We start from the raw sequence: 3,079 nt of genomic DNA, 5'->3' as shown, positions 1-3,079 counted from the left end.
CGAACAGGAAAGTTAAGCTCTACAGCGCCGATGGTACTGCATGGGAGACTGTGTGGGAGAGTAGGACGTTGCCAGGTTAATAAAAAGACTTAAGATTTATCTTAAGTCTTTTTTTTGTTATTTTATAAAGAAATTATAATAAATTAGTAAGGATTAGAGTCTAAGAAGGGGATTTTTATAATTTCCTTCCTTGAGTTTGTAAAAAGATAAACATTTTATGAAATTCACTTGGAGCGCATGCGGTCTGATGGAGAAATATAATGTTTATCTTTTTTTTATCTAAATATTTATTTTAATTAAATTACATAACATATAATTCATACCTTATTCATATTAATAAATGTAAAGTAACAAAAGTAAGGGAGTGAGATATGATGAGTAAAAAGGAAATAGTTGCAATGATATTAGCTGGAGGACAAGGTTCTAGGTTAGGTGTATTAACAAAAAAATTAGCTAAGCCAGCTATACCATTTGGAGGCAAATATAGAATTATAGATTTTCCTTTAAGTAATTGTTCGAATTCAGGAATATATACAGTTGGAATTTTAACACAATATAAACCATTAGAATTAAATACCCATATAGGAATAGGATCACCATGGGATTTAGATAGAAGAGATGGTGGAGTTAGCATATTACCACCGTATCAAGGAGAGAAGGGAGGGAAGTGGTATAGGGGAACCGCTAATGCTATTTATCAGAATATAGAATATATAGATAGATACAATCCAGAGTATGTATTAATTTTATCTGGTGATCATATATATAAAATGAATTATGAGCATATGTTAGACTTTCATAAAGAAAAAAAATCAGAAGTGACTATAGCTGTTATAGATGTTGATATAAATGAAACTAGTAGATTTGGAATAATGAATACTAGAGAGGATTTATCAATATATGAATTTGAAGAAAAGCCAAATAAAGCTAAAAGCACAAAAGCTTCAATGGGAATATATATCTTTAATTGGAAGATATTAAGAGAGTTTTTAATTGTAGATGAAAATGATAAGTTATCAGATAATGATTTTGGAAAAAATATCATTCCTAAAATGTTAGATAGTAGTATAAGATTATTTGCATATCCCTTTAAAGGATATTGGAAGGATGTAGGGACTATAAAAAGCTTATGGGAAGCCAATATGGATTTATTAAGTATGGAAAATGAATTAAATTTATATGATAATAGTTGGAAAATTTACTCTGAAAATATAGCAAGTCCAGCTCAATATATAGGGCATAATTCAGAAATAAATGAATCATTAGTAGTTGAAGGATGTATTATAGAAGGAGATATAGAACATTCTGTTATTTTTCAAGGAGTAAAGGTAGGGAAAAATTCAATAATAAGGAATTCTGTTATAATGAACAATACTATAATTGGTGATAACGTAATAATAAATAAAGCTATAGTAGGTAGTAATGCAAAAATAAGCAGAAATTGTAATATTGGAAATGGAGAAAAAATAGCAGTCATAGCATCTAATGAAGTTTTAGATATTGGTACAACATTGGAACCTGCTGAAGTGCTTTAAGTTAGGAGGGATTATATGAAGGAATGTATAGGAATAATTAATTTAGATGAAAAAGAAGGTAATATTAGTGAACTAATTTGTGATAATATAATATCGGCAATGCCTATTGCAGGAAGGTATAAAATAATAGATTTTATTTTATCGAATTTAACTAATTCAGGAATAGAGTGTATAGGAATTTTTACAAAAAAGAAATCTTATTCTCTTTTAAAGCACTTAAGTAATGGAAGGCCCTGGGATCTACATAGAAAAAAAGACGGGCTTAGAGTATTTAATTATAGTGATTATAATCCAATTTATGATGATATTAATAGTTTTATTGAAAACATAGAATTTATTAAATTTAGTAGAAAAGAATATATAATAATAGCACCATCTTATATGATATGTAATATAAATTATAAAGAAGCCTTAGAAAAACATAAAAAATCTAGTAATGATATAACAATAATATATAAGGGAGTCAATGATAGTAATAGATTTTCTTTTTGTGAGAAGTTGATAATTGATGATAATAATAGAGTAAAAGAAATTAAAAATATTAATAATAAAGATTATAAAGCAAATATAAATATGGAAATGTATATAATGAAAACTTCTATTTTTATAAATATTGTTAAAGAGAGCATAATGAGTGGATTATACAGAAAAGTCAAGGATTATATAAAAGATAATTTAAACTTATTAAGAGTTGGAACATATGAATTTAAAGGGTATTTAACCTGTATAAATTCAATAAGTTCTTATTTTAATGCAAATAAAGATTTATTAGATATGAATGTAAATAAAGAATTGTTTTATAATAATAATCCTATATTTACAAAACAAAAAGATGAACCGCCTGTATTTTATTCAAAAAAAAGCAATATTACTAATTCTATAATAGCAAATGGATCTTATATAGAAGGAAATTTAGAAAATTGTATTTTGGGAAGAAAGGTAATAGTGAAAGAAGGAGCAATAATAAAAAATAGTATATTAATGGACAACGTAATAATTCATAAAAATGCAATAATAAATAATTCTATAATAACTCATAAAACAATAATAAAAGAAAATCAAATAATAGATGAAAGAAATAAAAATTTACAAATAGTATAATAAAAAATAACTACTAACTATCGTATTATAAGTTAGTAGTTATTTTATTTATAATATACTATAAATAAAAGGACAACTAAGCCACATGTATCAATATAAGAAAAAGAAAGAAAAATGTAGATATTTATATAAAATTGAGGAAATAATATTAATAATTAATGGATTAATGAAATATAAAAATATATTTAAGTGATAAGATAAATATCGTTCCAGGGAACAAGGTTCTCTAAGAACAAACGACCAAAAAGATTTTAAAGTTGATTAAAAAAAGTATTGACAAGTAAATCTTCAAATGGTAAGATGATAAAGTCGCTTGAGGGCGACGAAGAAAATGGTCTTTGAAAATTGAACAGAATATAAGTTAAGTAAAATAAACCAGCAATTCTTTTAAGTCTTAAATTTAAGACTCAAGGTAATTTGAGCAACAGATTAAACTTTTTATT

Annotated in this window: 2 protein-coding genes and 1 rRNA gene; all 3 read left to right on the top strand. The window is 25.3% G+C overall.

The window, feature by feature from the left end:
- Positions 1–77 (top strand): 5S ribosomal RNA (gene rrf, locus H9660_RS16710); the annotation flags it as partial.
- Between the two features lie 297 nt (positions 78–374).
- On the top strand, positions 375–1,535 hold the full coding sequence (locus H9660_RS15935; RefSeq protein WP_279289604.1) for a glucose-1-phosphate adenylyltransferase: 1,161 nt from the start codon (positions 375–377) through the stop codon (positions 1,533–1,535).
- Between the two features lie 15 nt (positions 1,536–1,550).
- Positions 1,551–2,636 (top strand): glucose-1-phosphate adenylyltransferase subunit GlgD, encoded by a 1,086-nt coding sequence (gene glgD / locus H9660_RS15930; protein WP_191751353.1) that lies wholly within the window; start codon positions 1,551–1,553, stop codon positions 2,634–2,636.
- Positions 2,637–3,079 lie beyond the last annotated feature (443 nt).

The organism is Clostridium gallinarum (genome assembly GCF_014836325.1).
Lineage (GTDB): Bacteria > Bacillota > Clostridia > Clostridiales > Clostridiaceae > Clostridium > Clostridium gallinarum.
This window is presented reverse-complemented; position numbering and strand designations above follow the sequence as displayed.

What these genes read in the sequence shown, in the direction of transcription:
- H9660_RS15935 (WP_279289604.1), top strand. Translation starts at nt 375, where the DNA reads ATGAGTAAAAAGGAAATAGTTGCAATGATATTAGCTGGAGGACAAGGT.
- glgD (WP_191751353.1), top strand. Translation starts at nt 1,551, where the DNA reads ATGAAGGAATGTATAGGAATAATTAATTTAGATGAAAAAGAAGGTAAT.